The following is a 22,210-nucleotide window of genomic DNA, read 5'->3' as shown; positions in this document are numbered from 1 at the left end:
TCGACTCCCCCACCCAGATCACCGCCGTCGCCCCCGCCGGAACCGGAACGGTACTGGTCACCGTCACCACCACAGGAGGAACCAGCAACGGGGTCGCCTACACCTACGTGGCGGCGCCCGCGCTGACCACAGTGGTGCCGGATACAGGGTCGGTGACCGGCGGCACCACGGTGGTGCTCACCGGGACAGGACTGACCGGAGCCACCGCGGTGAATTTCGGTGCCACACCGGCCACCTCGTTCACCGTCAACTCCCCCACCCAGATCACCGCCGTCGCCCCCGCCGGAACCGGAACGGTACTGGTCACCGTCACCACCACAGGAGGAACCAGTAACGGTGTCGCCTACACCTACGTGGCGGTGCCCGCGCTGGCCTCGATCGTTCCCGGTTCGGGACCGGTGACCGGCGGCACCACCGTTGTGCTCACCGGCACCGGACTGACCGGAGCCACCGCGGTGAATTTCGGTGCCACACCGGCCACCTCGTTCACCGTCAACTCCCCCACCCAGATCACCGCGGTTGCCCCCGCGGGAACCGGGACGGTGCTTGTCACCGTCGCCACGGTCGGCGGAACCAGCAATGGTGTCACCTACACCTACGTGGCGGTGCCCGCGCTCACCTCGATCGTTCCCAGTTCAGGGCCGGTCATCGGCGGGACAGTAGTGGTGATCACCGGGACTGGTCTGACCGGAGCCACCGCGGTCACCTTCGGCGCGGTACCGGCGGCCTTGTTCACCGTCATCTCCGACACCCAGCTCACCGCACTCGCGCCCGTGGGCGTGGCTGGAACAGTGCAGGTCACCGTGACTACCGCGGGTGGAACCAGCAACGGTGTCGCCTACACCTACGTCGCACTCCCCGCCCTCACCACGATCATTCCGAGCGTGGGGCCGGTGGCCGGTGGGACAACGGTCGTGATCACCGGTACAGGCCTGACCGGAGCCACCGCGGTCACCTTCGGCGCGGTACCGGCGACCTCGTTCACCGTCGACTCCGACACCCAGATCACCGCCGTCGCTCCCGCGGGCGCGGCCGGGACAGCGCAGGTCACCGTCACCACGGCGGGTGGAACCAGCAACGTGCTGGGGTACATCTATCTCGACGTCCCCGTTCTGATCACGGCTCTCCCGATTCTGGGAGCCGAGGCCGGCGGGACAACAGTCGTACTCACCGGAATAAATCTGGCCGGAACCACCGCGGTGAACTTCGGCGCCACACCGGCGGCCTCGTTCACCATCGACTCGAATACCCAGATCACGGCCACCAGCCCGGCTGGGACCGGGCTGGTGCAGATCACCGCCACCACACCGGGTGGAACCAGCAACGGTGTCTTCTTCACCTATCTTCCGGTCCCGACCCTGACCACCCTGGTCCCGAACCTGGGACCTGAAATCGGCGGGCAGGCAGTGCTGCTCACCGGAACGGACCTGACATGGACCACCGCGGTAAACTTCGGCGCCACACCGGCTCCGTTCACGGTCATCTCCGACACACAGGTCACGGCCATCACCCCAGCCGGGACCGGGACGATACAAGTCACGGCCACTACACCAGGTGGAACCAGTAACAGTGGCACCTACACCTACGTTCCGCCTCCAGGAGCCTGACAACTGAAAGACTGGGCCGTCGGCGAGCTATCGCCGACGGCCCACTGCCGGGTCAAGGTCCATGGCCCGAGCCGCATCGCGTCAGCCGGAAGAACCACCGACCGTGAAAGTTTCACCGGATCCGTCACCCGAACTACTTTCCCCCATTCACTGCCCTGGAGTCGGGAACCTCCACCTCGAAGGCGGTAAGCGGTCGCCGACCCGGTTCTACGCCCCGGTCACGGTCCCCTTCGGCCGTCCGATCCTCATCACTGACGAATCATGCGATCAGACAACGCATTTCAGGCGACGAACGGTAGTGTCACACTATAAACTTCCCGCCATGCTGAAGTATCTGATCACTGGGGCTACGGTCGCGGCCTTCGCTTTCGGTGCGGCGGGTACGGCGAGGGCTGATTACACCGTTGGCCATTACTCCACTCACGGAGCTTGTGTCGCGAACGGGGTGAGTAAATTCGGTAAAGAAGAACTGGGCAAGACCTGGTTCTGCCGTCAGTCCGGTGGGCGGTACGAACTGTTTCATCGCTGAAGGGATAGAGGTTCGGGATGGTCTCGCACCCGCGACGAGATCGCCTCCTATCGCACTGGGCTCGACGGCGACAGAACCGCCATATTCGCCGCCTGCGGGACGTTGCCCCCCAGCGCCGCGAACACCCGGCGGTGACGGCGGCTGTGTCGCTGCATCATGCCGGATGCGGCGATGCAGACCGTCTGCGCCGATGTGGTTGTCGATGTCTTGTCGACCCGGAACGGAAATGTCGCGACGTCCTGGAACAAGTCGGTTCCGCTGCTTCGAAAATTGTTGCACCCATGGCCCTTTAGTGGCATGCCGCACGGCGTCATGCGGGTGTTGCGCTGACACATACGCCGGGAGTACCCCAGCGTCCGGACTGTCGGACCTGGTCCAGGCCGAGAGTTCAGCGACGGCAGCAGACCGCAACTCCTACCTGAGGTCCCGGCGCGCACGAACATCTCTCGTCAACGATCGTTCGTGAGACAGATTGGGTGGAAGAGCGTTTCGCTGACCGGCGGGTCCTACACTCCGATTCCGTACCGAATGCGTGCGATTACCTGCCGCTCGAACACGTTTCCGCTCAGCCAGACGTGTTGCACCGGGCAAGATACCCCGAGCGCCTTCTAGGCTCAACCTTGGTTACGCTGACCAACGCTCGACCGTGCTCGCAATCTATTGGCGGAAGCGAACATTGGGTGCACATTCTTCCGATAAGGTCCGCTTTATGACAAACAAGCGAATCAAGGGACCCATTCTGCTGGCCGCGTCCGCTGCGCTTGTCGTGTTCGGCCCGGTCACCGTGCCGGCGAGCGCACAGGCACCGCTGCAGGCTCCCGAGGTCACCTTCGCCGGCACCGGGCCGGGAACTGTGACTGCGACGGTGCACAACCCTAACCGCACCGGCCGATGCTGGGCGGAAGCCGGTGTCGGCCCGGAGAACAACCATCACTTCTTCGGCAACGGCGCCCCGGAGTCGATGGCCGGTCCCGACCAGACCGTGACCACAACGTTGGAAGGGCTCGAACCGGGGTCGACCATCAACGCCCGGGGCGGCTGTTTCGACGACACCCCCACGGGCGGAATGCCGTTCACCGAGCCGGTAACAGTCACCGTTCCCTGATACGCATCCGCGACGGTCGACACCCGTCGCCGCCGGTTCCGTCAGGTGCAGACGTGCCTTCACCCGGCGGAACCGAGGGCTCTGACAGACGCGCTGAACACCTCCGATAACTGTCCGGCGACCTACTTTCGGCTCGGTCCACGGACTATTGTGTCGAGACTGCGCAGCTCAGAACAGCTTTCGTCACGAAGAGCCGTCCGAAGGGCCGTCCGAAGAGGCGCCAGATCGCGGGCCGCGCCAGGAGTCCTCGCCAAGGTCGGGAGTCATGGGCTCAGCAGCAGCCGACGTGCGGTGGCGGTGCCCAAACCGGTGTGGCCGCCGAGGCGGCGGATGTCAGCCGGCTCGCCGTGTACGGTCATCACCGGGGGATTCTGCGGGTATCGTTCGGTTCGCGCGAACCATTCCTGCCAGCCGGGTACCCAGTCTCGGAGATCTTCGATGTATCCGAGCACGTTCGCGCTCTCGGCTGGGCTCAGACCGCATTCTTGGATCATCGCCGGCACCTCGACGTCGGCGAGGTGCTCGAACTGGTCCAGTCGGGAGCGGGCCAGGTCGCTGGTCATGGCTACCGCCTGGTCGAGGTCGCAGCCGAGGAATTTCCGCAGCACGAATATCATGTTGGCGGGCTCGTCCTCGCTCGCCATCTCCCGCTGGTAGGAATGAATGTCATTGACCAGGATCCTCGCGTCGTTGATCGTGTCGACCAGCGATCGCATCACCGGATCAGCTGCGACTGCGGCGGGCAGCTCCGTCGCACGCGCGTATTCGACCAGACACGCGACCACAGGTGCACCGTTGGTGATGCGCTTGAGTTCGAGGTACTCGATCGGATTGCTGGTGTGCCCGTGGACGAGGTTGCGGCGCTCTTGGAGGTTGCCGCTGAGACATTGCTCGACGCGCTCGCGAGTCTTGCGCCGCCAGCCATGCGACATGACCGGCGCGGTGCGCGACCACAGGTCGAGGAGACGGTGTTCGGTGGGGCTGGTCGCCGCCGGCACGTCCTGGACCGACTCGATCGGCATGAACTGCCCCAGCCTGTTGAGCAACTGATCCATGTCATGCGGGGTGGGTGGGCCACTGCGGGTGTAGATACGCTGACCGAAGTCCGCGTTGTGCAGCAGACCGAATTCCCTGTTGTTGACCAGCTCATATTCTTGACGCTCACGCACCGCTTCGATAGTCAAGCGCAAGTGCTGCTCGAGCTGATCGATCGGTTCGTTGTAGAGGTCGCAGACGCGGGTATGGACCCGCAGGATGGTCTGGGCGATGCTCAGCTCGTATTCGCGGGGCTCGAGTTCGTAGTCGACGAAAGTGCCGGTGAGAAGCGCCTCTCCGCGATGACCGGAAATAACCTCCACGTCGGCCTCGCCGTGGACGTTCTGTGGCTTGCCTGCGGTTGTCTGAAATAGGTCCAGGTGGCTGCGCAGCTTGTCGGATTGCTCGAGCAACTCCTGAAAGGCTTTCTTGGGCAGAGACATGACGGTGCAGGCCGTAGTGGCCTTGACCGAGTAATTCCAGGCGCTGTCGGGACCAACGAGTGCCTCGTCGCCGACATAGTCTCCGTCGGCGATGATTTCCAGGGTCGACTCCTGCCCGTACTCGCCCTCGCTGAGTTTGGCGAGCCGTCCGTGTACGAGCAGATAGAGTTCGTCGGCCGGAGCGCCGACCGTTACCAAGACCTCCCCCGGTTCGTATTCGTGTTGCGTGAACCTGCCGGCCAGGGCGCCCAGAACGTCAGCGTCGACGAATGTCCGCAGCCACGGGAGTTCGGTCAGCTCGGCCGGAATGACCTGCACCTCGTCGCCGGTGGTGAGAAAGTCCAGCCGTCCGTCACCCAGCGTGTAGTTCATACGCCGGTTAACTCGGTACGCGCCACCCCGCGCCTCGACCCGTGGCAGTAGTTCGAGCAGCCAACGAGGGGTGATGCTTTGCATCTGTGGAACCGACTTGGTCGTCGCCGCCAACTTGCGCGCCGCCGCCGTGCTGAGGCTGAGCTGTCCAACTCCGTTGTGCCCGTTCGATTCCGGACTCGGTTTTGCTGTCGTTTCACGCATAGCTCGACCAATCGCATAGGTGAAGTGGGGAGTGTCACACGACAGCAACCACAATGACCGGCCTACCGCTAACAGGTTTCCGGCGCTTGTCATCCATCGGACTTGCCGTTCACCGTGATAGATCCGGGACGACACCGTGGGGCTGAAATCAAACAAACCGGCGTACAACGACATTCAGAACGACTGAGCTTCCGCTCGAGCCGATTTCTCGCCGTCTCCGCCCGCACTCGCGGCATCCGCCGGCCCGGATCGAGAGCGTCGGCGCGCGACTAGCACTGCTCTTCCGGCCATAGCGCCGCACCATTAGGCAAGTTATGCGAAACCTGAAAATGTCGAGCACGTTCATCATTTCGTTGAATGACCGACAATGATTGGCAGCGGGCCAGCGGTCGCCGGCGCGGGGATCTGGCCGGGTCCACCCATCGGGAGGAAACATCGATCAGGCGTTCCAGTAGGCGACCGAGGGTTGCCTGACCGTCATCGACCACGACCCGTTCGTCCTCGGCCTGGTGATCTGCACGGTCTTGCTGGACCGACGAGACCAGCTCCCGAGGCGGATCCCACCACTGCCGATGGTGGGTATCCCCCGGGGTCAGCGTCGAGTTCCTCGCTCCGACCCGGCGTCGCCATCCTCGTGGCGCTACTGCCGCTGGTCGAGCCGTATGCGGTGAGACGCTCGGGATTACGCGACGGCCGCTGAGCCGAACCAGCACGACAGCGCTTCGCGCAGCGTGAGTACGGCGCTGTCTGCTGGGTCGCCGTTCGTCGCCGCCCAGGCGATGTGGCCGTCCGGGCGGATCAGCAGGGCATCGGCCGGTCGATCATCGGTCTCGGCCGTGCGAATGTCGATGCGGCGCGCCCATTCTCGGCTGATCTCGCGGAGTTCCGGGCGGTCGGCCAGGTCGAGGAAGACTGGTCGTCCGGCGTGCATGAGTTCCGCGACGCTCGTCGTGCCCTGATCGGTGCGCAGAGCGAGGTCGGCTGCGAAGACGCCGGTCAGGGCGTGCTCCCCGGGGATCGGGTAGCGGATGTCGGTGCCGCCGACCAGTGCTCCCATGCGGCGCAGAGCCGGTTCGTCGCTGAGCAATTCCTGGAAGACCTCGCGCAGCGAGTCTGCGGCCGAATCGTGTCCGCGTCGCAGCGCCACCTGCGCCCGGGTCTGCAGCCGGGCCCGCGCACCAGCGAAGTGACGCTCGTCGTGATAGGTATCCAGTAGTCCGGCCGGAGCCCAGCCCTGGACGTGGGCAGCCAGCTTCCAAGCCAGGTTGACCGAATCGAGCATGCCGACATTGAGCGCGGTGCCAGTGGCGGGCAGCAGGTGCGCCGCATCGCCGGCCAGCAGGATCCTCCCGTCCCGGTACCGTTCGGCCTGCCGATCCTTGAAGGTGAAGCGTGACAGGCGCTTCGGATCCGACATGGGGAGATCCGCGCCGAGCACACGGCGCACGCTGTCCGCGAGCTCGGTCAAGGTCAGCGGTTCGTCATCGTCGTAGTCGGCAGTCTCGTCCTCGACGGTCTGCAGGAACAGGCCACCGGGATTGGGCGCGAAAGCGAACATACCGCGGTCGGTTCGGTTGAATCCGAAGGGAAGCCGGCCGAGCCCGGGGATGTCGATGTCGCCATTGTCATGCACGGCGACCGAATCGCCCAGGCGGACCTGAGCGACCCGGTTGACCTCCGGATAGGTGGTGCCGGGGAACCCGATGCCCGCCAGGTCGCGGATCCGGCTGCGGCCGCCATCGCAGCCCACGATGTAGCGGGCGGTCAGCTGGTACGGTCCGTCCGGCCCGCGCACCTCGGCCTTCGCCGCGGCCTCGTCCTGGCTCACCCCGACCACCATGTGGCCGCGGCGGATCTCGGCGCCGAGTTCGCGGGCGCGTTCACCGAGTAGTCGTTCGATCTCCAGCTGTGGAAGCGGCACCGCCCGCATCGGCGGATCCGTCAGCTGCGTGAAGTCCATATGCGTTCCGCCGAACGGGAATCGGGCGGCCACATGGGGGTCGCTGCTGGCTGCTTCGAAACGATCCAGAATGCCGCGGTAGTGCAGCACGTCCAGGATCCGACCGGCGATACCGCTGGCCTTCGGAACATCTCGGGGTTCGAGGTGTTTCTCCAGCACCAGGGGCCGCACGCCGGCCAAGCTCAATTCGGCGGCCAGTGTCAGCCCGGCTGGGCCGGCGCCCACGATGAGCACGTCGATGTCGGTCACGCATAACTCCAATGTCCACAGATTCTGGCTGAGGTTGGCAATTCTGCGGCACACCCCGGGTCTTGCCGCAAGGCCCCGGTGGGCTATAACTTGAGAAGGGAAAGGAATGAGGACTCTCCGATTCCCGCAAAATCCCCGAGACAGGACGCGAATAGAGCTGCGTCGTGCCGGGAATACCGTTTTATCGAGACCATTGGCATCCCTCGTGTCTTGTGTCGATCCTGTGGTGGGCTTCCGTGGGCGGGTTGAGTTGACAGCCAGGCCCCACACCTCGCCGTAGGAACGCCTGGAAATCCGGATCGTCCGAGGGCCTTGAAGTTGTGGCGGGCGCGTGATCGAGTGAGGTGGGCAATCGGTGATATCGCCCACGACTGTCACCTGGTGTAATGCGGCGAATCCTTGTGCCGGTGCACAGCTTCGGGGTGTCGGGTCGGTCAGGAGTTCCCGGCTTGTCCGGCGGGTACGGCGCGGCGCGGGTCTGAGACCGCTCAGGTAGGTCGTTGTGGTGGGATCGCCCGCTGGACCATGTGGATGATGAGTGAGTTCGGTGGCTGCCAGACGTCGCGATCGTCGAGTGACCATGCATAGGTCAGGGCGCCATCACGAATACAGTCCAGCAGGCCCGGCGCTGCGAGCTCGTGGGCTGACCATTCGTAGAGCTGCTGCAGCCTCGGGGTGATCACCCCGTAGTCCAGGAGTCGGCCGAATCCGAGTTCCTGACCCAGGTAGAACGGGACGCTGTTGCGCAGGGGGTACTCATCCGGGAGCACACGAGACAGTTGCAAGAAAATACCGGCCATGCCAAGTCTCGGGTCACCGAGGAACGGGGCGAGCGGGCGTAGCCACCCCAGTGCGATCCGGGGACCCGCGACGAGGGCGTGGGTGTACAGCACCCGGCAGAGTACGACGTTCATGAAGAAGCGCTCAGCCTCATTCTCTGCTTCTGCCAGGTCGCGACGCTCGAGGTAGGCGGCGACCACGCTCCCGTTGTGTGCTCGGTACCAGGCCCGTGCGGTCAGGCGCTGGGCGAACGACAGCCAGAACTCGACTGTCTGCGAGGAGGTCGGCCCGGTAAGGCCCCCGCTGAGGGCTACCGCTTCACAGCCATCGCGAAGGATGCGCTCGTTGACCACACGCCACCATGCGCTACCGGGGTGCTCGCTGAAGGGTGGTCGCAGCAGACCTCGCCGGAGTTGCCATCGCATGAACGACATCGCCGCCCGGCGGAACGCCAGGTGCTGTGGTGCCGAGCCGAACGGGCCGTGGTAGCAGCGCTGCATCAGGGCCATCCGGCCTGCCGGATCGTCGAGGACTGCGGCAACCTGCTGTTCGGTCCAGGCAGCGGCCGCACTCCCGGAACCCATGCCGACAATGGTCGCACGCCGCACTTCACCGACAGAGTTTCCTCGGCCAGGAGAGAACGAATCGCCACCACTTCTCGGCCTCGTTATCGACCTGATCACGAATGGTCTCCGTGCCGCCGCGGTGCTACGGCCGGTCGCCGCACTGCGGCAGATTTGTCGTTGATCGAGGTCTTGCTCGCAGCCTTGGACTGCCCGGCCCGGCGAACGTGGCTTCAGTTTCGCCTGCCGCCACGAGGGAATGCGGCCTGCGGAAGCATTGCGAGCGCAGATCACGGTCTGCGGCGCGGCCAGCGCGCCCCCTGGAAGGAGAACCAGCATGTCACCTGCAACGATCAATTCGATCCCGGATGCTGTCGACTTCCTGGTCGAGCAGCGCGAACGAATAAGGCGACTATTCCGCGCCGCCACAGAGTAGACCCGACGACGCGCCGGCAGAGGTGCACCCGTGGGTACACCACCATCCGCGGCGAACACTACGACGAGAAACTTGTGCGCGACCGACCTTGCGGGCGATGTATACATTTCCGCACCGTTTACGTTTCGAAAGGAATGATTCATGCCGATCGCCACTATCAATCCTGCCGATAACTCCACGGTCAAGGAATTCGAAGAGTTCACCGACCAACACGTCGATGCCGCTATCGATGCGGCGGACATCGCATACGCATCATGGCGCGCCACGGACAAGCGGGAGCGCGCGGCGCTTCTCGCGCGAGCCGCACAACTCCTGGCCGACCGATCCGACGAGTTCGCACCGTTGCTGACAGTGGAAATGGGCAAGCTGATCGGGGAGAGCAGAGACGAGGTCGCGCTGGCATCCGCGATCTTGCAATATTACGCAGAGAACGGCGAGAAGATGACCGCCGATGAGACCATCGAGGTCGAAAATGGTTCGGCTGTCGTGCGCACTTCGCCCATCGGCACGCTGCTCGGAGTGATGCCGTGGAACTTTCCGCTGTACCAGGTGGTCCGCTTTGTCGGACCGAATCTGATGCTGGGCAACACGGTTCTGATCAAGCATGCCAGCAGTTGTCCGCAGTCGGCGTTGGCGCTCGAGAAGCTTTTCGCCGATGCGGGAGCACCCGAGGGCGTGTACACCAACCTCTTCGTCTCGGGCAATAAGATTTCGCGCATCATCGACAACCCGAAGATCAAGGGTGTATCCCTCACCGGTAGCGAGCGAGCCGGGGCAAGTGTCGGCGAGCGAGCCGGCAGGAACATCAAGAAGGCGGTACTCGAACTCGGTGGCAGCGACCCGTTCATTGTCCTCGATGACGGGGGCGACTTCAGTCGGCTCATCGAAGGCGCCACGACCGGACGCATGGCCAACACAGGCCAGAGTTGTGTGGCAGCCAAGCGCTTCTTCGTCCAACGGGACCTTTATGACGGCTTTGTCAGTGGCCTCGCCGACGCGCTCGGACACCTACGGCTGGGTGATCCGCTGGACGAGTCGACCACGCTGGGACCGCTGTCGTCAGAGCAGGCGGTCGAGGATCTCGAAGAACTCGTGCAAGATGCACTCGACAAGGGAGCGACAGCCGTAGTCGGTGGTCACCGTGCCGGCCGGCCCGGCGCCTATTTCGAGGCGACGGTGCTGACCGGCGTCACCGAGAACATGCGCGCGTTCGGCGAAGAACTATTCGGCCCGGTGGCCGTCGTGTACGCGATAGCCGATGCCGACGACGCCGTGGAAAAAGCCAATGCCTCGAATTTTGGGCTCGGCGCGACCATCTTCTCTGGTGACGTCGACGCCGCGAAGTCGGTCGCTGACCGACTCGACAGCGGCATGGTGTGGATCAACCATCCGACAGGAACCGCACCGGAACTACCGTTCGGAGGAACCAAGCGCTCTGGGTTCGGGCGCGAACTCTCGCACTACGGAATCGGAGAATTCGCCAACCGCAAGCTCATTCGCACCCTTCCGAAGGATTCGAAGATCACCGGAGTCGGTGGGTAGCCCGTGGGAGGGCTTCCTGAGCACGGCAGCGAGGCGTTGACAGTCACCGGGCACGGGGATGAAGTCGGTGAAGGCAGCAAGCGCCGACACTCACCGGCTTCTGAAAACCGAACCAACCCCCTGAGTCAAGGTTCCCCGGCTACCCACGCCCCCGATGCTGTCCCCTAACCCATCGACCATGTCCACGACGATCTTCGCTGTGTGCCCCTGAGCGAAGGCACCGCCACTCGGGCGTACCAGCACGCTGACCACGTGACTCTGCGAGTTGCAGATCGGCACAACATAACCGGCGCCGACAGCGCCCGAGGTTCTGTCGTCGATCGCTGCGGTCAGCCGCCGAACATCGCTCGAGGCATCGCAGCTGTAGGTAATCGAAACGATCACGCTATCGCCGCTGACGGCCGTGGCACTGTCGATAGTGGAGGTTGTCGCAGCGTTGGCGACGCCGGCGAACAGCAAACTGGAAAAAGCCATCACTGCCAAGATCACCACAGCGCGACCGAGGACCTCGAAGCTCATTTCCCTTCTCCTGGAACGGATTACCCTACGAATCCCCGCCGCCAGGGAAAACCTGGCGATTGAACGCCAGTTACCGCCGAATCGAACGGTATCCGTGCCCGGACACCAGGCGGTGCGGTTTGACTCATCGACCACTTCCCGAATATATACGCCCACCGATCTGAACGAAACTCCACATACGGCAGAATTCGTCAGGTGTCGAGAGTGGTCTGACATATCACATTCAAGGAGTACGCGAACGTCAGCGGACACTCGGAGGAATCGCCAGGATTCTGGGCCGACCGAGGTTGTTCAAGTTGCGCACCGACCCGTTCGTACCGATAACAGCAAGCCCGCGTGTTTGGAAGTGGTCGCCGTCATCGTTGCGGGAGTAGATGGCCCTCGCCTTCGAAGTCGAAGTGCCAGAATACTTTCACCTACGGCACGTACAGTTCCTTCCCGATCGGATGATCCGCCCCACGAGGTCGATGGGATCGGTGTTGGGGACACCGCCTACCGCAGGCCGAATACGCCGTCGGTGTCATCCTGCGGCGACGATGACCTACCGGACGACTCCGAGGTACCAAACAGGGCTGCGGACACGGCGGCGATGTCCGCTGCCGCGTTCGGCATGGAGGATCGCCCCCCTTGATGCCTCCTTCGCACCGCCGGCTGCTATTCGCACTGCGGCACACAGTGATTCGACGTCGCCGTTCCTCTGGGAGCTTCACCCCCGGCGCTCCGGCTCCAGTCTCGCGAGCTGCTGATTCGCTTCGTCCGGGCCTCCAGCACCCCCGAATCCTGCGAATGCCGGACATACCGAGGATGGGATCAGTAAGATCATTTAGGACGGCTTTCTACCTCTGACCTGCTAGGACGCAGCGGAGTCGGGCCATCGCCGTACCAATCACTCGCCATGAGAATCAAGGTTGGTTGTGATGTTGACGAATCCGAATCCCATTTCGGCAGTGACTGATCCGTTGCTACAGCTCACCACGGGGGCATCCGCTTTGGTTCCGGCTGGTGACCGATGATTGCAGTCGGCACCGACACGGTGCGCACGGGTGTAGGCCACTCGGATGTTGCGGCAATTCTGCTCGGTGAGCACGGGGTGGTGCATCGACAGTCGGCGCTTGTGCGAGTGGTCGACGACTTGCTCTGTATCACAGAGACGTCGGGCTACCGAGAGGACTTCCGCACGACAGCTGATCGACAAGTACTGGAGCGTCACCGGAGGATCGGTCGCAACCGCTACCGCGAGCCCATGCTATCCACGCTGCCTACCGACGGCGGACACCATGCACCGCCATGGTGACCACCGGACCGTACCGGCGCGCGGCGCTCTCCGGACTCGAGCGAGTCTACGAATTCTGCGGCTGACCGGTCTCCCGGGGAGCAATACCAGGCAGGCGACTGCCTACTGGCGCGTCGTGCCGCCTGACGACTCCGGCAATTCCCTCGGCACCGCCCGCCAAGTTGCCGTACACACCAGCAGCACCCGATGCATCTGGCGTTCGCGCGCAATGGCGCGGTGGAATACGGGGTATGCCCGGTATACCGAGCGATCGTCAACATCCGGCCCAACCCCCGAATCAGAGACGAGAGGCGGGACGCGCGTTGGCTCGCCTGGGGCGACGCTCACTCGGCGGTCACCGGTGGTGAGCTGGCATCGATCTCCCCGTAGTGCCTGGAACGACTAGCCGCCCCCACCCCGCTCGGCAGCGCACCGGGATAGCCCACTAGCTCGGGCATCGACCTCCCCTACCGCCATGAGCATTCTCCCGTAACCCGACACTACTTATGCCGAGGAGGCGCAGTGGAAATCCTTGGCCCGCAGCAGTATCCCGGCTGCCGCTCAGTACCTCACGGCATCGGCGGCATCGGCATCGGCATCGATCCACAGCCCGGCAAATCAACCGGAATCGTAGGCGAAGACGGTAGGGGCACATCAACCCTGTTGAACATTCCGTCCGATGAAATGGTGCCCCGGCACGTTCGCATCGACAACCCGATTGAACACGGAGTTCACATTGAAAAGTAAATCACCTCTCGACCCCGACAATATTCCCCGACACGTCGCCTGCATTCCGGATGGAAATGGAAGGTGGTCCCAGCTGCAAAATGGTTCCCGAATCGGAGGACACAACCAGGGCGTACGAGTAATTCGCGATCTCGCAATAAGCGCATCCGATCTGGGAATCGAATGGTTCACGGTATACGCGTTCTCCACGGAGAACTGGCAACGTCCCGAGCTCGAGGTCAGATTCATTGCGAGTACGATCGAACGAGCCATCTACCGGTGGCTCGACGAATGTAGTCGGCACAATATACGGATCCGATGGATCGGGCGCGCCGAGATGCGCATACCCCGCGCTCTGCGTAGGGCGATCGACTATGCGACATCGACGACGAAGAACAATACCGGAATGACATTCACCATCGCCTTGAATTACGGCGGCCGAGATGAAATCGTCGATGCTGTCCGCAAAATAATCGAGAGCGGTGTCGCTGCCGCAGATCTGAACAATGAGCTGGTGAGTAGATACCTGTACGCGCCCGATATGCCCGATCCAGATCTCGTTATCCGCACATCAGGCGAGAGCAGGATCTCCAACTTCCTACTCTGGCAGCTCGCTTACAGCGAACTGGTCTTCACACCTGCGCTCTGGCCGGATTTCACCGTTGATCACCTACTGGATGCAATCCGGGAGTATCAGCGACGCGATCGCAAATTCGGGAGTATCGACAACGGCAATAGAGAATTCGATACGCAACTACAATAATTCCCCAGTTGAACCCATCACCATCCTCAGATGATCATTTGGAGATATTCATGAGCACGGATTGGGCAGCCGCGATCCCGGACCTACCGTTCGAGGATCCCTATGTCGAGAGTTCCCGCATAAACCTTCTCCGGGAGCAAGTCGACAAGAAAGCGCGGTCAGTGCGTACGAAATGGCTGGGGACGCTCACTGCTACCGAAGAAGAGCGGTTGCGCGGTGTGGACTGCGCAAAAATCGCATGTCAGATGTTTCCCGACTCCGATCCCGAAGACCTGGTTACATTTACGATAGCTTGCGAGAGCAGCTTCCTACTCGACGATCGAATCGGATTCGACGAATACGACTCACCGGAGGACTTCCAGAACCATATTTCCCGCTTCGATCGCATACTCGAAACAGGGCAGGCCGAAACGCGCGAGCCCGGGATCGAAACCGCCCTCGCCGGATGCCTGCAGAGGATGTACCCTCGACAGTCGCACAGCTGGCGAAAACGAATGCGGCAAAACTTTCTCGACTGCATTTTTGCCATGGCGATCGAACTCGACAACCGACGAGAAGGGCATTTTCCGGGTCTTCAAGAGTATATTTCGATGCGCCGAAATACGGTCGCACTCTATCTATTTCTGGATTTCGTCGAATTCATGCACCATATCGAATTATCGGACGTGCTCTACGATAGTATCGAAATGTGCGATCTTCGCGAGAGTTGGGTCGACATCGCAGCCTGGGTGAACGACATGGCGTCGTATCATAAGGAAGACGCAGCCGGTGAAGTGAACTTGATACATGTCGTCCGAGCAGAGAAAAATCTGTCACTCGTAGCGGCATTCGACGAAGTGGCCGACATGATCGAATCTCGTGTCGCCGATTTGATCGAGGCCGAGCGCTCATTGAAAAGTAGTGTCGCATACCGCAATAGCACCGCCGGTCAGCGCCGTGCGGTCGACAAAGTGATGGAAACAGTACGGAACGGATTGGGGATGTACGTGCGACTACACCGGGAATCACCGAGATACGCGAATCAGGACAGCCGGGTGTAACTCGGCGTGCAGGCCCCGGGCCTGCACTCGGTGCTGCCGTCGGCCAATGCGGTCGGTTACGAGCTCGTGATGCTCGACGGCATTCTGATTTCACAACGACCGGGCGTCCGAACCGATCCCGCGGTGGACATAGGCAAGGGCACCAGGGAGATCCGAGTCGAGCACGGATTCGCAGGCGGGTGGACCTGCAGTGTTCGGGGTGCACGGGCTCGGCACCGGCGGCTCGAATGTCATGCCCGTACCCCGCCGGAGTTGCGCTACCTTCCGCCGCGTGGCCACTACAGTCTGCGCGGAGGGCTTCGTCCCTGCCTCGCAGCCCCCTTGCTCAATTGCAGAACAGCCGGGCTGGAGCAGTCCGGGCTTCCAATACTTCGGACAGTGTCTGCCGATCACAGGTCGTCGCGTCAGGAGCCGTCGCGGCGTGGCAGTACTGTCCCCAGTTGCCCGTTTGGGACAGCCGACTCGTGGCGACGAGAATTTCTGCCGCCGGCGTGTCGTGGCGGATGGGGAAGTACTCGGATGGCCCGAATCGGCCGGGTTTGTCGAGTGTGGTCCGAAATGGTCGATCGGCCGTGGGTGAACCTGGTGAATCGCTCTCTCACCCAGCGCATTTCCCCGATACTGTGACAATGGACCAGTCGAGCGACATTTCGTCGAGCCATGGCTCGGAGCCTGCCATCCCGGGGCAGCCGACGATCGGCGACGCAACGATCGGAACGGGGCCGTCGAGCGTAGTCGTAGTCGGCGCCGGGATCGCGGGATTGACTGCCGCGCAAGCCCTTCGGAAGCGTGGACATGCCGTGACGGTGCTGGAGGCGCGCGACAGGATCGGCGGCCGGATCTGGACCGACAGCGACGGCGTCGACCTGGGCGCGCACTGGATACACGGTACGGAGGGCAATCCGCTCACCGAATTGGTCGATCAACTCGAGATCCCCCACAGTTATGTCGGCGGAGACAGTTCGTATACCGGCGGATTCGACAGTCTGGCGCTGATCGGGCCTGATCGGCAGATCAGCCCCGCAGCGGTGAAGAACAGGACCCTGGAACTCGCCGACAAAGTGCTCCACGAACTCGAGCAGCGCGCCGAAATCGCCCGCCGTCGCGGATATCCAGATGTGCCGCTGGCCGCGGTCGTGGACCGGATCCTCGCCGAAGCGGGCCACAGTCACGATGATGAGCAGGCCATCCGCTACCACCTCAATGTGATCCTGCGCGAAGACGTCGGTGAGGATCCCGGCGGACTGTCGTTCAAGTTCTGGGAAGACGGCTACCGCGTCTACGGATATGGCGACAGCGTCCTACACGGCGGCTACCAAGCGGTTGTCGATGCACTCGGCGAGGATCTGACCATCGAACTGGAAACCGTGGTGCGCCGAATCGATACCGGTGACGGCTCGGTGCCGATACGGGTGACGACCGACCGCGGCGTCCACGAGGCCGACAAGGTGCTGGTCACCGTGCCACTCGGCGTTCTCAAATCGAACGGGATAGAGTTCTGCCCGCTGCTGCCGGAGACCAAACGCCGAGCTATCGACCGCGTCGGGTTCGGCACGCTGAACAAGATCGCCCTGCATTACGACCGAATCTTCTGGCCCGCGGAGCAATACGTCTTCGGCTATCTGTGCCGGGAGACCGACAGTTACCCGACCGTGGTCATCAGCATGTGGAAGTCGCACGGCAAGCCGATTCTGGTCCTGCTGCTCGGCGCATCGCTCGGACGCGCCATGGAAACCTGGGCCGATGTCGAGGTCCAGGAGTACGCTACCAGCGTCGTGCGAGATATCTTCGGCACGAATACTCCCGAGCCCAAGCATGTTTCCAGAACGGCGTGGTCGACGGACCCCTACGCACTCGGTTCCTACGCCTGCATCGGTGTCGATGCTTCCCCACGCGACCTCGACACACTCGCCGAACCCGTCGACGCGCGCCTGTTCTTCGCGGGCGAGGCGACCAACAGTTACCACTGGGGCTGCGTCCACAGTGCCTACGAGTCAGGCCTGCGCGAAGCGGCCCGCATCGCGGACGACCCGTCGATCTACAGCCCGCCGAGCACCGAGACCTCGCGCCGACAGCGCCGCGATATCGACCGGATGAAACGCTTCGCGCGGATGCGTATGAGGCACCTCAGCTTCGACTGCCTACGCACTCGCGTAGCGTGCCTCACCGACGGCGTCGACCCCTTCGGCGTGCCGTTGTTCGCGCCCCTGGTCGACACCGACCTGGAAACCCTTGCCTCCATGTTCGATGAACTCACCTACGCCCCCGGCGATCCCATCTGCCGCGAAGACGACACCGCCCACGGCGTCTACGTCGTCGCCGCGGGTGACGTGGAGGTCGATTTCGGCGGTGTCTACGACCGCGCCGTGCTGAGCAGAGGCAGTATCCTCGGCGGTCACGACCTGTTCTTCGACGCCAGAACCATTACCGTCACCGCCGTGAGCGCGGTTCGCCTCTACTACCTCGACCACTACCGCTACAAGACGTTCCTCTACGCCTTCCCCGATGTCATGATGATGATGGTCGCCGACCTGGTCACCCGCTGGGAGCAACTGGAAGAGGTCCTCGGCGCCGCGGCACTGACGGGGGCGCGCCGAATTGTGCAGTCCAGGCACAGCGGTGATATCGCGTCCTGACGCACGCGCCGTTCAGAGTAGGCACGCCAATTCCGAACACAGGTGCAGCATCGGTCCGACGGCTTTGGGGGTACAGCCAGCGTTTGCCGGCCTCCGCCACCTACTCGTGCAGGCTCGATCTCGCGGCGTCGTGGGTCTGGGGTCGGTGTGCAGGCAGCAATACAACCGGCCGAGGGGCTGCACGGCGCCGCGCGATGCCTTCGACACGTTCGACCAGCCCTCTTTCGGCAGCGGACCGGTCACTACGAGGACGCAATCAGCTGCTGCCGAACACGCCACCCGGTATGAGATTGCGGAATAGACGCCACAAGGGATCATTGCCGCGACCGCGGTCGTGATCCCCCCACCAATCTTTGCCGAAACCGTTGCCATGGAAACCAGGACGGTCGTCCGAACGGTCGTGTCTGATTTCGGCGCGGACCGCGACGGACGTCGCCGGGTCGGCCGAGGCCGGAATCGTCGGTATTGTCAGGGATACAGCAGCGATTGCGCCAGCGACAGCTGCGCGGGCCAATCTCCGGCGCGAAGTAGTGCATGTGGTTGCCATGAACACGGCAGCTCCTTTCCAGCGATGGTGCACATATTCACCGTCCCCAACCCACCCGAAGGAAACCGAGGCAGTTTGGAGATGGACAGTGCCGACGTACGGGCGTCCTGTCCCCACCCATCATCGGCCGCAGGTCCCACACTAGTCCGACCACAACACTGACGACAGTTGCCATCAGATACTCTGACAACCGTCGCCAGGCTGCCTTCGGAGCAGACTCCCACCGCTCGAGGACAAGACTGTGCACCAGGGCCGAGGTGGGCGACGGGGCTTCGGTTCGAGTGCGCCGTCCCCGCCGTATCCAAGATCGAGCGTTGCGATGTGACAATCACAGGTATGGGCCCTCAGTACGACCCCGTCACCGCGGATCCCTGGGGCCTTGCGCGATACGGTCTACGCGCACCGGAGGCCACGGCGCATCAGTCGGGTTCGACGACGACGGCGTCGTCGATCACCAGTGCAAGGGAACAGATCGAGCGTCTCGCCGCCCCGCCGCAATGCTCCGCCGCGATGCGAGAGGTCGTCGAACTCGCCCGCAGCGCGTTCGATCTCATGGTCGACCACCTCGGCACCGGGCACACCCGCGATATGCCGGACCTGATCGCTCTACTGGACGAGGCCGACCTGTACGACGTGGCGAACAAATCGATCGTGACGGTCCACTACAACGAGAAGTCCGGAAAGCTGGCGCGGCTCACCGCCGATCTGACAAGGCAGGACGGGAAAATCTCCGGCAAGGTCAAGAACACGGCGACAGACACCATCGAGTTGATCGAGACGATCACCGACGAGGCGGAACGTCTCGCGCCGATCCTGCAAGCCGCCGGGGTGCTCGTCGCCGCACGGTCGAAGAAATTGACGCCGACCGAGGAGACGTCGCTGCTGACCGAGGTCGTCGCGGCGCTGGTGCGTGCGGAGACGAAATTCGCCGCTGTCGCCGGCCGCAACACCGACCGGGGCGAGACCTTGGGCCCGCTGACGCTGTCGCAACTCGAGCGGATCTTCCCAGGCACATCTCGCGCAACGTTGCAGAAGTATCTTCCATATCTCAACCAGGCGATGCGCGACTACGGGATAAACACCCCCGAGCGAGAAGCCGCGTTCCTCGCCCAGATCAGCGTGGAAACCGACGATTTGAAAACGCTCACCGAATACGGCGACGCCGCGTACTTCAATCGTAACTATGGGCCGCAATCCAGTGTCGGCCCGAGCCTCGGCAACACACGGCCCGGCGACGGCGCCCGCTTCCATGGCCGAGGCGGAATGCAGCTGACCGGCCGCAACAACTATCGGGCGGCGGGCGAGGCACTCGACGTCGATCTCGTTGGACACCCCGAACTTGCCGCCGATCCGAAATACGCCTTCGCTACCGCGGGCTGGTATTGGCATTCCAGGAATCTCAACGACCAAGCCGATGAAGCAAATTTCAGCGAGATCACCAGATCGGTCAACGGCGGTTACAACGGCGCGTCAGAACGGAACGAAACCTACGCCCACGCCCGCAAGGTCCTCGGCGCGGAATGAACACCAATGATGACTGCGACGACCGAGTCCACCGCGCATCGCCTCGGACCTGCGCGAACTCCACACCCCTGTACGCCGAAGCCCCGGAGCGGCGGTTGTCGAAACAATGGACGAGGCCGCGCGGCGCGGAGTCGGTGACCGCACCGGCCTACACCGTCGGCGCCGGGTCATTCGACCTACACCCCGACTGCCGCGCCGGGCTCGCGCGCAATGAAGTGTCATCGCGTATTTCCGACCACTACCCACTCTGGATAGAGCTCGGAACAGAACTCATGAAGGGGTCGCTCGGTCCGGCGCCAGAACCGGCAGCGGGTAGTGCTCGAGTGCGCCGGTGTTCGCGGTTCTCCTGCTCAGCCAACCGATCAACCCGACCCCCACGGGAGATGACAGGATCCGAAAAGTGCGGTTGCGCTGGCGGATCTTTCGTTCCGACGGCGGGGCGAGGAAGCGCCCGGCACCAGTGGCGAACTTCTGCGACTTCTCCACTGCCGGACGCATGATCTGCTCATAGCGCCGGTACCCGATCCGGTAGTCGCCGCCTGCCAACGCGATCTCGCCCGCCAGGGTGTACGCGCCCAGCATCGCATGCCCGGTCCCGTTGCCACCTGGACCAGCGCACCAGGCGGCATCGCCGAGCAGTACCACTCGTCCGGTGGACCACCGATCCAGTCGGATCTGGCTCAGGCTGTCGAAGTAGAGGTCCGGCGCCTCCCGCATTGCCTCGAGCAGTGCCGGCACCTTCCAGCCAGCGCCGGCGAAGTGCTGGGCGATGATGCGTTTCTGCTCGTCGGTGTCGTGGCGATCGTAGTCCGATGTCGTGGCGGCGAACATGAAGCCGACAGCCGCCCGAGTGGTATCTCGCGCGCTGGCGACCGTCACGCAACAGCCCGGTTCGTTGTAGATCAGCCCACTGCGTTCGAGGCCGAAGGAGTTCGCGACCGTGAACCCTGCGACGCAATATCCCAGGTCGCACCGGAATTCGTGGTCGTCGCCGAAGGACAGCCGGCGTACGACCGAGTGCAACCCGTCCGCGCCGACAACGAGATCGAACCCGCGAGTCTCCCCGCGGGCGAACGTCACTTCGACACCCTCGGCGGTCTCGGCCATCGCCGTGATGTGGTCGTCGAAGACGTACTCGGCGTCGCGCCTGGTGTGGTCGTAGAGAATCCGGGAGAGATCGGCACGGTCGATCTCGACCTCGCCGCTGAACATCGCAGACGGGAACGTCGCCAGCCGGCGGCCATCAGCGTCGACCACCGTCTGGTCTCCCATACCTGTTCGGTGGGACCGAATTTCAGCGAGTATGCCCATGCGCTGGAGCAGCGCCAGTTGGTCACCGCGAAAGTCGACGGCCGACCCGCCGACGCGTAGTCCAGGCGCCCGTTCCACAACGGTGACGGCGTACCCACACCTGCCCAACCAGTACGCCAATGAGGGCCCGGCGATCCCGGCGCCGGAGATGAGTACGGACCTGGCCATGAGAACTCCTCGTGCTGTCACCGGGTGTTGCGCTGAACCGCAACCATACAGTTGTCTTATCCATTTGGTCAATCCACCTGGATGATCCATTCGGACAAACCATATAGGCTGTGTGCCATGGGAAACCGGGAAGACCTGCTGGCTGGAGCGCTCGAGTGCCTCAAGGAGAAGGGCTGGGCACGCACGACCGTCCGCGATATCGCCGCGGCAGCCGGCGTCAACCACGCGGCTATCGGCTATCACTTCGGGTCCCGGGAGGCACTGCTGATCGAGGCGTTCACCCAGGCGATGGAGGATTGGGGCGCGGAGGTCGAGCGTGCCGTGCACGCTGCCCTGGATCCGGACGCCAGCCCTCGACAGCGGTATGAGGCGTTCTGGCGACAAACGATCGCGAGCCATGCCGCGAACCGGCAGCTTTGGCTGGCCTCGATCGAGGCCGCGGTCCAAGCCGAACACACACCCAAGGTCCGCGAACTACTGATGGAAAGCATGCGGCAAGGCCGCAGCGGGCTCGCCGTCGGGCTACTCGGTATCCCACCGGAAACGCTGGACAACCGGACCCGAACCGTCGGCGCTGTGCAACTGGCCCTGATGTCGGGTGTGCTGATCCAACAGATGATCGACCCCGAACGCGCACCTTCCGGGCCGGACATCGCCGACGGTGTGCTGGAGCTGGCCGCACATCTCACCGATGCCCCAGCGCCATAACACTTCCTCGATCAGGAAGTATGGCCTGAACGGCTGGAACCACGCTCGGCTCGTTCCAGCCAGTGCCCCACACTTACCGATCGTTTCAGAATGCGGATGGTTGATCACTCGTCATCGAGTCGTTGGAGGATCTCGTCGAACTCGCCGACGTTGAGCAGGCCGGTGATCAC

16 protein-coding genes and 1 pseudogene are annotated in these 22,210 nt (G+C 63.3%); 11 read left to right on the top strand and 6 right to left on the bottom strand.

The genetic code is table 11. The features are described 5' to 3' along the window. The 3 genes from AB0B25_RS16385 to AB0B25_RS16375 all read left to right on the top strand — a co-directional run. On the top strand, window positions 1-1,607 hold a 1,607-nt coding region (locus AB0B25_RS16385), incomplete at its 5' end, for an IPT/TIG domain-containing protein (protein WP_357179535.1). Between the two features lie 322 nt (window positions 1,608-1,929). Next, a complete protein-coding gene (locus AB0B25_RS16380; protein ID WP_357179532.1) occupies window positions 1,930-2,136 on the top strand; it encodes a hypothetical protein in 207 nt (68 codons plus the stop codon). Between the two features lie 709 nt (window positions 2,137-2,845). Continuing rightward, on the top strand, window positions 2,846-3,241 hold the full coding sequence (locus AB0B25_RS16375; protein WP_357179530.1) for a hypothetical protein: 396 nt from the start codon (window positions 2,846-2,848) through the stop codon (window positions 3,239-3,241). Between the two features lie 263 nt (window positions 3,242-3,504). Here the strand turns inward: AB0B25_RS16375 and AB0B25_RS16370 are convergent, their stop codons facing one another. The 4 genes and pseudogenes from AB0B25_RS16370 to AB0B25_RS16355 all read right to left on the bottom strand — a co-directional run bounded on the left by AB0B25_RS16370 (window position 3,505) and on the right by AB0B25_RS16355 (window position 8,868). Continuing rightward, window positions 3,505-4,296, bottom strand: coding sequence for a hypothetical protein (locus AB0B25_RS16370; RefSeq protein WP_357179660.1), 792 nt, complete (start codon window positions 4,294-4,296; stop codon window positions 3,505-3,507). Further along, window positions 4,288-5,295, bottom strand: a pseudogene (locus AB0B25_RS16365) (family 2B encapsulin nanocompartment shell protein); the annotation flags it as partial. The pseudogene AB0B25_RS16365 and the gene AB0B25_RS16370, both read right to left, overlap by 9 nt. Before the next feature lie 682 nt (window positions 5,296-5,977). Then, the gene (locus AB0B25_RS16360; RefSeq protein ID WP_357179527.1) at window positions 5,978-7,504 is read right to left on the bottom strand and encodes an FAD-dependent monooxygenase; all 1,527 of its coding nucleotides are present in this window, start codon (window positions 7,502-7,504) and stop codon (window positions 5,978-5,980) included. Window positions 7,505-7,992: 488 nt separating this feature from the next. Further along, window positions 7,993-8,868 carry a hypothetical protein gene (locus tag AB0B25_RS16355; RefSeq protein WP_357179524.1) on the bottom strand — a complete coding sequence of 292 codons (876 nt, stop codon included), beginning with the start codon at window positions 8,866-8,868 and terminating at the stop codon, window positions 7,993-7,995. A 556-nt stretch (window positions 8,869-9,424) separates the two neighbouring features. Between AB0B25_RS16355 and AB0B25_RS16350 the strand changes: the two genes are divergently transcribed. Then, entirely contained in the window at window positions 9,425-10,825 is a 1,401-nt protein-coding gene (locus AB0B25_RS16350; RefSeq protein ID WP_357179521.1) for an NAD-dependent succinate-semialdehyde dehydrogenase, read from the top strand. 90 nt (window positions 10,826-10,915) lie between these two features. Here AB0B25_RS16350 and AB0B25_RS16345 read toward each other — a convergent pair whose 3' ends face one another. Further along, window positions 10,916-11,344 (bottom strand): hypothetical protein, encoded by a 429-nt coding sequence (locus AB0B25_RS16345; RefSeq protein ID WP_357179519.1) that lies wholly within the window; start codon window positions 11,342-11,344, stop codon window positions 10,916-10,918. Window positions 11,345-12,824: 1,480 nt separating this feature from the next. Here AB0B25_RS16345 and AB0B25_RS16340 point away from each other — a divergent pair. The 6 genes from AB0B25_RS16340 (at window position 12,825) to AB0B25_RS16315 (ending at window position 19,853) form a co-directional block, all read left to right on the top strand. Then, complete coding sequence (locus AB0B25_RS16340) at window positions 12,825-13,007, top strand: hypothetical protein (RefSeq protein ID WP_357179516.1); 183 nt, start codon at window positions 12,825-12,827, stop codon at window positions 13,005-13,007. A 132-nt stretch (window positions 13,008-13,139) separates the two neighbouring features. Continuing rightward, window positions 13,140-13,364, top strand: a complete 225-nt coding sequence (locus AB0B25_RS16335) for a hypothetical protein (protein WP_357179514.1) — start codon at window positions 13,140-13,142, stop codon at window positions 13,362-13,364. After that, window positions 13,297-14,106: a polyprenyl diphosphate synthase gene (gene uppS / locus AB0B25_RS16330; RefSeq protein WP_357179511.1), complete on the top strand. Its 810-nt coding sequence runs from the start codon at window positions 13,297-13,299 to the stop codon at window positions 14,104-14,106. Before AB0B25_RS16335 ends, uppS begins: the two co-directional genes overlap by 68 nt. A gap of 50 nt (window positions 14,107-14,156) precedes the next feature. Further along, entirely contained in the window at window positions 14,157-15,146 is a 990-nt protein-coding gene (locus AB0B25_RS16325; RefSeq protein WP_357179508.1) for a terpene synthase family protein, read from the top strand. 629 nt (window positions 15,147-15,775) lie between these two features. After that, window positions 15,776-17,782: an FAD-dependent oxidoreductase gene (locus tag AB0B25_RS16320; RefSeq protein WP_357179505.1), complete on the top strand. Its 2,007-nt coding sequence runs from the start codon at window positions 15,776-15,778 to the stop codon at window positions 17,780-17,782. Between the two features lie 883 nt (window positions 17,783-18,665). Beyond that, the gene (locus AB0B25_RS16315) at window positions 18,666-19,853 is read left to right on the top strand and encodes a glycoside hydrolase family 19 protein (protein ID WP_357179502.1); all 1,188 of its coding nucleotides are present in this window, start codon (window positions 18,666-18,668) and stop codon (window positions 19,851-19,853) included. 270 nt (window positions 19,854-20,123) lie between these two features. On the opposite strand, the gene AB0B25_RS16310 is transcribed toward AB0B25_RS16315, so the two are convergent. Further along, window positions 20,124-21,332 (bottom strand): FAD-dependent monooxygenase, encoded by a 1,209-nt coding sequence (locus tag AB0B25_RS16310; protein ID WP_357179499.1) that lies wholly within the window; start codon window positions 21,330-21,332, stop codon window positions 20,124-20,126. A gap of 117 nt (window positions 21,333-21,449) precedes the next feature. On the opposite strand from AB0B25_RS16310, the gene AB0B25_RS16305 reads away from it, so the two are divergent. Continuing rightward, a complete protein-coding gene (locus tag AB0B25_RS16305) occupies window positions 21,450-22,040 on the top strand; it encodes a TetR/AcrR family transcriptional regulator (protein ID WP_357179496.1) in 591 nt (196 codons plus the stop codon). Window positions 22,041-22,210: the final 170 nt, after the last annotated feature.

It is taken from the genome of Nocardia sp. NPDC049190 (genome assembly GCF_040648115.1).
GTDB lineage: Bacteria > Actinomycetota > Actinomycetes > Mycobacteriales > Mycobacteriaceae > Nocardia.
This window is presented reverse-complemented; position numbering and strand designations above follow the sequence as displayed.